This window comes from Halomonas sp. AOP7-B1-5, from assembly GCF_052353045.1.
In the GTDB taxonomy this organism is placed as follows: Bacteria; Pseudomonadota; Gammaproteobacteria; order Pseudomonadales; family Halomonadaceae; genus Vreelandella; species Vreelandella colorata.
Genome location: NZ_JBQTDC010000043.1, coordinates 21,860 through 28,591 on the forward strand (window position 1 = coordinate 21,860; position 6,732 = coordinate 28,591).

The 6,732-nt window shown below is 54.6% G+C and carries 6 protein-coding genes and 1 riboswitch; all 6 genes read right to left on the bottom strand.

The window, feature by feature from the left end; translation table 11 throughout:
- Positions 1–168: 168 nt before the first annotated feature.
- Positions 169–780: a Yip1 family protein gene (locus ACT3XD_RS16715; RefSeq protein ID WP_192539335.1), complete on the bottom strand. Its 612-nt coding sequence runs from the start codon at positions 778–780 to the stop codon at positions 169–171.
- Positions 781–1,014: 234 nt separating this feature from the next.
- Complete coding sequence (locus tag ACT3XD_RS16720; RefSeq protein WP_192539334.1) at positions 1,015–1,779, bottom strand: ABC transporter ATP-binding protein; 765 nt, start codon at positions 1,777–1,779, stop codon at positions 1,015–1,017.
- Positions 1,779–2,762 carry a FecCD family ABC transporter permease gene (locus ACT3XD_RS16725; protein ID WP_018917398.1) on the bottom strand — a complete coding sequence of 328 codons (984 nt, stop codon included), beginning with the start codon at positions 2,760–2,762 and terminating at the stop codon, positions 1,779–1,781. Before ACT3XD_RS16725 ends, ACT3XD_RS16720 begins: the two co-directional genes overlap by 1 nt.
- Entirely contained in the window at positions 2,762–3,631 is an 870-nt protein-coding gene (locus tag ACT3XD_RS16730) for a cobalamin-binding protein (protein WP_225736281.1), read from the bottom strand. The genes ACT3XD_RS16725 and ACT3XD_RS16730 overlap by 1 nt, the downstream gene beginning before the upstream one ends.
- A 34-nt stretch (positions 3,632–3,665) precedes the next feature.
- Positions 3,666–5,471: a TonB-dependent receptor domain-containing protein gene (locus ACT3XD_RS16735; RefSeq protein WP_192539332.1), complete on the bottom strand. Its 1,806-nt coding sequence runs from the start codon at positions 5,469–5,471 to the stop codon at positions 3,666–3,668.
- 136 nt (positions 5,472–5,607) lie between these two features.
- Positions 5,608–5,815: riboswitch (cobalamin riboswitch) on the bottom strand.
- A 200-nt stretch (positions 5,816–6,015) separates the two neighbouring features.
- Positions 6,016–6,732: hypothetical protein (locus ACT3XD_RS16740; RefSeq protein WP_444280615.1), on the bottom strand; the 717-nt coding region annotated here is incomplete at its 5' end.

The following is a 6,732-nucleotide window of genomic DNA, read 5'->3' on the forward strand; positions in this document are numbered from 1 at the left end:
ACTTTCTTGTCTTACTTTCTTGTCTTACTTTCTCATCTCACTATCTCGCCTCACTATCTCAGAAAAGGATTCCCTGTAAGATTCCTGATCAGTGCATGAGGGCTACGCGCTTGGCAATATGCCTCGTGCGTAGTGCTGCTAACTGCATCGTCGGAACCATCTATCTTGCTATCGCAAGAACCGCCACACCACGCTGTGTTCAGATCCCATGCTCCATAGCAGCACAACGATCGCAAGCAGCACTTCTAATACCAGCACGCCGATGCATAGCGTCGCGGTCGACATGATAAAGCCACGCTTGTGGCTGATGCCCAGGAAACTGGGCGTTCCCTTGTAGAGTAGGTAAGCGCTGTAAAGTAGGCCAATCACTATGCCCAACATGCGAAACCAGAAAACCGGATAAAGCGCAAAAACACCGCTCAGAAACATCGGCGTGGCAATGTATCCCGCGAAAATAATACAGTCGCGGCGGCTAGGACGGCTCTCCAGCTTGCGGGCTAGCCAGTAAATCACGTTACCGACCAAACCAACGGCCACTAACATCAGCGCATAGAACGCAATACCTAGCGCCAGGCCATTGGTAATAGAGACTTTATAGGTATCGATACCGCCATAGGTCCAACCCAGACGGGTCGTGCCGATTAGCGCACAGACCACAGGTATAGCCGCCAGAATAAGCACATGGTGGGCATAGAGATGGCTGACGGACTCATGCTCGTCACTGATTTTATGCCACTCTACGTCAGGATGATGGAGGAGCCCCCAAACATGGTGGATCATAACGACCTCCCGCTAATGCAAAGGCATAGCAATTGAAACCAGCACCTGGGACCAGCTGCTGGGATCAGACTTGAGATCAGGTGATGATAAGTGGGGTCAATCATCAAGGCCCAAACCCACTTTTAGTGTAGATCACCAGGTCTATTTATGACGCTTAATGGCCGCTGTTCAGTAAAGATATTTTCCTGCCAACCGTCACTCCCCCTCACGCGTTTAGCGACAGCGCTGTGTCCTCTATATCGGTACAAATACCGGCGCACCATTGACCTCAACAACCGTGAGCCGCTGACGGTAGAGCGCTTCGAGCGTACCGGCGGTTAGCAACCTTTCCCGTGGGCCCCACTTGGCTTCCCCATTGGGGTACAGAAGCAGTATCTGGTCGCACCAGCGGGCGGCTAAATTAAGATCATGCAGGCACATCACCACACTTTTGCCGCTTGCCGCCTGCTCGGCCATTAACGCCATGACGGCACTTTGGTGATGGAGATCCAGATGATTGGTTGGCTCATCGGCAAGCCAGATAGCGGGAGCTTGAGTAAGCACCGTGGCCAGAGCAACGCGCTGGCGCTCGCCGCCGGAAAGCGTGCTGACCAATCGCTTGCTTAAAGTGCCGATATCCAGGCGGCCCAACGCCTGCTCTGCAAGGGTGTAGTCAGCGCCACTTTCCCGCTGCCAAGCGGAAAGAAACGGATGGCGGCCAATCAGCGCCGTTTCCATCACCGTAGCCGGAAAGCTGTCCATTCGCTCCTGAAACACGACCCCTAACGTTTGCGCGACCTGGCGGCGACGTAGGCTGGCAAGCGGTGCTTCGTTGAGATGAACGCTCCCGGAGCGCGGCGCTCGTAACCCCGCCAGAGTGTGCAGAAGTGTAGTTTTACCCGCCCCGTTGGGTCCCAGCACGCCCCATACTTGCCCTGGTTGAATGGTTAAATTCAGCGGTGTTCCGCCTGGGCGATTAGGCACATCGATCACCAACTGCTGAGTGGTCAATATGCTCATTAGCGGCTCCGGTGGAGCAGAAACAAAAACGTGGGCACGCCCAAAAGCGCGGTAATCACCCCAACCGGCAGCTGTTCAGGGGCAATCATGGTGCGCGCCAAGGTATCGGCCAACACCAGCAGCGTGCCGCCCGCCAGAGCACAGGCGGGTAGAATAAGCCGCTGATCGTTGCCTAATAGCAAACGCAGCATATGGGGCACCACAAGACCCACAAACCCGATGCTGCCTGCGGTGGTGACCGCCGCTGCCGTCAGCAGGCTGGCAAGAATGTAGATACCCCACTCCAGCGGGCGCACGTTAACCCCCAGTGCAGCAGCCTGGGGGGCACCACGGGCCAGCACGTTGAGACTTCGCCCCAAAGGCACCAATAGTAAGCATACTGCCAGCAGCAGTAAAAGCGGCGGCCAGGGGGTGCGCGCATAGGAAAGATCGCCCATCAGCCAATACAGCATGCCCGGCAGGCGCTCGGCAGGGCTCATTGCCAGCATCAACGTAATCACCGCACCCCAGCCCGAGGCGACCACTACTCCAGTTAATAGAAGTCTTGCGGGGCTCCAGCCGCCACGGCCATGCGCCAAACCAAACACCAAAAGCGTTGAAAACAGCGCGCCAACAAATGCCGCCCCCGATACCAGGAACCCGCCCAGACCCACCAGCATGGCTGCCAGCGCGCCAATAGAGGCTCCGCCAGAAAGCCCCAGGACGTAAGGATCAGCCAAAGGGTTGCGCAGCAGTACTTGCATCAGCGCCCCGGCTACCGCCAGCAAGCCGCCGACTGCAAACGCAGAAAGCGCTCGGGGCAAGCGCAACTCCCAGACCAGCGTGCTGGCTAAAAGCTCGCCCTGCCCCTGGGCAACAGCCCACAGTTGAGCAACTGAGAGGGAGGCGCTGCCAATACTCACGGCAAACAGCAAAGCGATTAGCGCGGCAAGGACAAGCACTCCCAAGGGCGCACTTAGGCTGCCTTGCGCTACTTTCCTCATTACCGCGCCCCACGCATTCGGCGAACGCTATCCAACTGGTCACACAGAATCTTGGCACCTTGTACCATGCGCGGCGTCGGGCGCTGAATAAGCGAAGGCGGTACAAAGAACAGATGGTTATTGATCACCGCTGTAAGGTACGGATACTGCTCCCAGTGGGTTAACCAGTGGCGGTTTTCTTCACCCATTCCACCGGCCACGATAGCTTCAGGATTGGCTGCCAGCACGGCCTCATCATCAAGGCGTGGTACTAAACGTGGCTGTTCTCCCACCACGTTAAACCCGCCGCACAGCTGAATGACCTGGCCAATAAGATGCTGGTCGTTAACGCTCATAAGCGGCTCGTTCCACACCTGGTAAAACGTACTGACCGGCTCACGGTATTCATATTGATTTTCAAGCGCTGCCATCTGGCGCCGAAAACCATCAGCGACACTTTGCCCGGCGGCTTCCGTACCGGCCAACCGCGCTATGCGCTCAATCGTGCTGGCCACGCCCTCAATTGTGCGAGGCTCAATATAAAAGACCGATAGGCCTAACGCTTCAAGCGTTTCAAGCTGCTCGGCAGGATTCCCCGTGACCCAGCCAATCACCAGGTCAGGGGCAAGGCTTACCAGCGCCTCAAGATCAATACGGGTATGGCTGCCCACTGAGGCAACCTGCTTTGCCTCGGGCGGATAATCGCTATAGGAGACCACCGCCACCACCTGTTCACCCGCACCGGCGGCGTAGGTAAGCTCGGTGGCGCCCGGCGACAGCGTGGCGATGCGCCGGGCAGGGTTGTATAAGCAGACTTCTCGGTCGCGATCATCCACCACGCAGCGCGCGTGGTGATTCGCCTGCGCTATACCCGCAGGCATTACTAGCATGAGGGCCAGCGCCGCTCGCGCCAATTTATGCACTTTATTGACCAAAATGAACACTCAGAAAACCTGCCCGTCCCGCATTTAAATAGTCGGCGCCATCGAACGAGCGCGTGGTCACGTAATCCTGGCCCATAACGTTCTCTAATGTAAGGCGAGCACTCCACAATGGAGCAAACTGCCAGCCGGCGCGCAGATTGACCAGCCCATAACCACTTAGCCGGTCCTGGTTTTGTGCATCACGATAGCGGTGGTTTTGAGCGACCCACGAACCGCCCAGCGACCACTCGCCTAATTCGCGGTCGATATCCAGACGTACGCTTTGCGTAGCGCGATTCTGCAGCCGATTGCCTGTTAAGCGATTCTCAGGATCGGTGTAGGTCAACGCGGCAGCTAATATCCAATCATTTAGCTCAACGCCACTGGCAAGCTCTACTCCCCGAATCCGTGACGAAGGCACGTTAGACTGAACGCCCTGCCCCGCAATCAGATTATCAATATCCGTTTGATAGAGAGCGGCATCCCAAAACCACTGCGCATATTGGCCACGAACACCCACTTCAGCGGTTTCAGAGGTTTCAGATTCAAGGTCCGGATTACCAAACCCTGGGTAGTAAAGCTGGTTATACGTCGGCGCGTTGAACGCCGTGCCATAGCTGGCCCGCAGGGTGTGGTTGCTATCCAGCGCGTAACCTGCTGCCAGGCTGCCGGTAACTTCATCGCCATAAGCTTCATTATCATCAAAGCGTAAGCTGGCTTGCAGGGTTAACGGTGAAAAATCCAACAGCGCTTGGGTGAATACGGCTTTATTGCTGCGGCTGGTTTCATCGTATTCAATAGTACTGTCAACCTTATCCTCGCTGTATTCAGCGCCTGCGATCAGCTCGTGAGCCCCCGCGGTAACAATATTTTCCCAGCGCGCAGTGCTAATCTTGGTGTTGAATACCGAGTCGCCAAAGCTTGCATAGTCATCGCTCTCATCGCGGGATTCACTCAGCGTGAGGCGGCTGTGCCAGTCGCTTGTGATCGGCAACTCGCCATAAATACCGGCTACTTGTTGAACAAAGTCGTTTTCACCGCCGTCGTATTCGTTATTACCCCGAGCGCGTAGCGCAAGAGCACCCACCTCAGCGCCATTTTCAAACGTATGCGAAACCCGCGCCAACGCAGAGGTATTGTCGTAGCCTTTATCTTCGCCATCGCGGCGAACCGGCTGACCATCGGTAGTCAAGTGGCTGCCCGCAAAGCTGTAGCGGGTACCGCCTTCACGACCGCTGATTCCCGCGCTTACTCGCTGAGTATTGAACGAACCACCGCCTATCGAAAACCTCGGCTGCGGCCCCGCTTCGCTCGCTTGGGGCGTAAATAACTGCACTACCCCGCCAATCGCATCGGCACCGTACAGGCTACCCCGTGGGCCGCGCACGATTTCAGCGCGCTCAAACATACGCGGGTCAAGATACGACCAGGCAGCCCCGCCGCTGGTGGCTGAACGTAAACGAATACCGTCAATCAACAGCACATTTTGGCCGCTTCCAGTACCGCGAATATACATGCTGCTGTTTTTTCCAAAGCTGCCGTTAGAGCTTACATCCACCCCCGGCTGGCCACGAAACAGATCGGTAATGCTCACCGGGTCTTGGCGGCGCAGCGTGGCTTCATCTAATACGGTAACCGAGGAAAGGCTGTCATTGGCCGTACGCGGCGCCAGCGCGGCAGTAACCACTACCGGGTTAAGAGTGCTTTGCAAACCAGCTTGAGCGCTTGGCAGGTCACTCTGAGCAACGACCACGGGAGATACAACCAACGCAGCAAGCGCGGCAGAAACAGGAAGATAGTTAGGCATGAGGAGGTACCTTGCGCGCTGTGCCAACCCGCACAGCGTGGTTTTTATAATCGCCAAGCGCAGGCACCACAAGGGAATAGCAGGAAGTCACTAATCGCCTTGAGAGCGCCCACCGCGTCCTGGCATGTTCGGCTGATATAGCCCTCTCTCTCAGGCCGGTCTCCGGGCTGACAAGCGAAGCACACTGACGCTCCCAAGCACTCACCTTCCCATGCGTTTATATTGCACAGTGGTAACGAGGGCTCTTAACTTGATCACCGTTGCGGGGGCAGCGTTGGATTGGGCACCAACTTCCCGTTTCACCAGCGGCTTTGGCCGCCGACACCTGAAAGAGCGCGTAAACTAGCAAGTTGTCGTGACCCGGTCAATTTGACGGGTTCCTTACCGTACAAAACACAACATTTAAAAAACGATTGCCCTGACCGGTTGGTAGCAGATCATTTTTTCCAATCTAGCCGAAATCACTCAATACCAAGCGAAAATATAATCAATGGGTACAAATAAGGTATGCTCTGCATAGTTTAATGTTGCCCAACTGAAAATATTATTCGCCTACTTGAAACCACCAGGTTAAAAAAGCATCTTCCTCAACCAGGTCAGGCGTAGGCTGTGCTAAAAAACCGTAGCCTGCATCAATCTCTAAAGCGTTCGTTTCCAGTACTATATCTCTAATATTGCTGATACTTGAGCTTTCCTTAATACTAATCTGCTCCTCCTCTGAAGAAAATAACCCAACATGTAAACCTAACGCCGTGTACCAGAGACTGATCAATTCATGATCGTCCTGAGATTTAGCGGAAAAAATCACTTCTTTAACCATATCTACAGTATCTATCGTTTTGGGGGGCAACGCATCACTGCCTATAAGATCACCTTGTTCCACAAACTGCTGCCAAAGAGGTGAACCAGCATCAAAAAATAAATAAGGAGGCTTGATATAACCTGCCGTTGGATTGGACTGCTCGTGCCACTCTTCTTGTGGCTTTAAATTTATGAAAGAAAAATCACTGATTCCATTAAAAAACGTCTCGTGCTCCGCATAATCAGGATGCTGAGATATCTCAAACTGATACACAAACTTATGCTCCAGCAGAGTATCGATCACTCGAAAATGCGTGAAACTGGTATCCCATGACGCTTGAAATTGGTAAAGATTGTAAAACAGATCACGCAAATCCTCGCTGCTATGCTCGCCAGCTTGATCAAGACTCTGGACTGACATTTCCACTAGGTTTTCAAACTCATGCATCGACATGGCTTC

Bases quoted from the DNA above. Each gene is read 5' to 3' on its own strand.
- ACT3XD_RS16715 (WP_192539335.1), bottom strand. From the start codon at position 780: ATGATCCACCATGTTTGGGGGCTCCTCCATCATCCTGACGTAGAGTGG.
- ACT3XD_RS16725 (WP_018917398.1), bottom strand. From the start codon at position 2,762: ATGAGGAAAGTAGCGCAAGGCAGCCTAAGTGCGCCCTTGGGAGTGCTT.
- ACT3XD_RS16720 (WP_192539334.1), bottom strand. From the start codon at position 1,779: ATGAGCATATTGACCACTCAGCAGTTGGTGATCGATGTGCCTAATCGC.
- ACT3XD_RS16730 (WP_225736281.1), bottom strand. From the start codon at position 3,631: ATGCTAGTAATGCCTGCGGGTATAGCGCAGGCGAATCACCACGCGCGC.
- ACT3XD_RS16735 (WP_192539332.1), bottom strand. From the start codon at position 5,471: ATGCCTAACTATCTTCCTGTTTCTGCCGCGCTTGCTGCGTTGGTTGTA.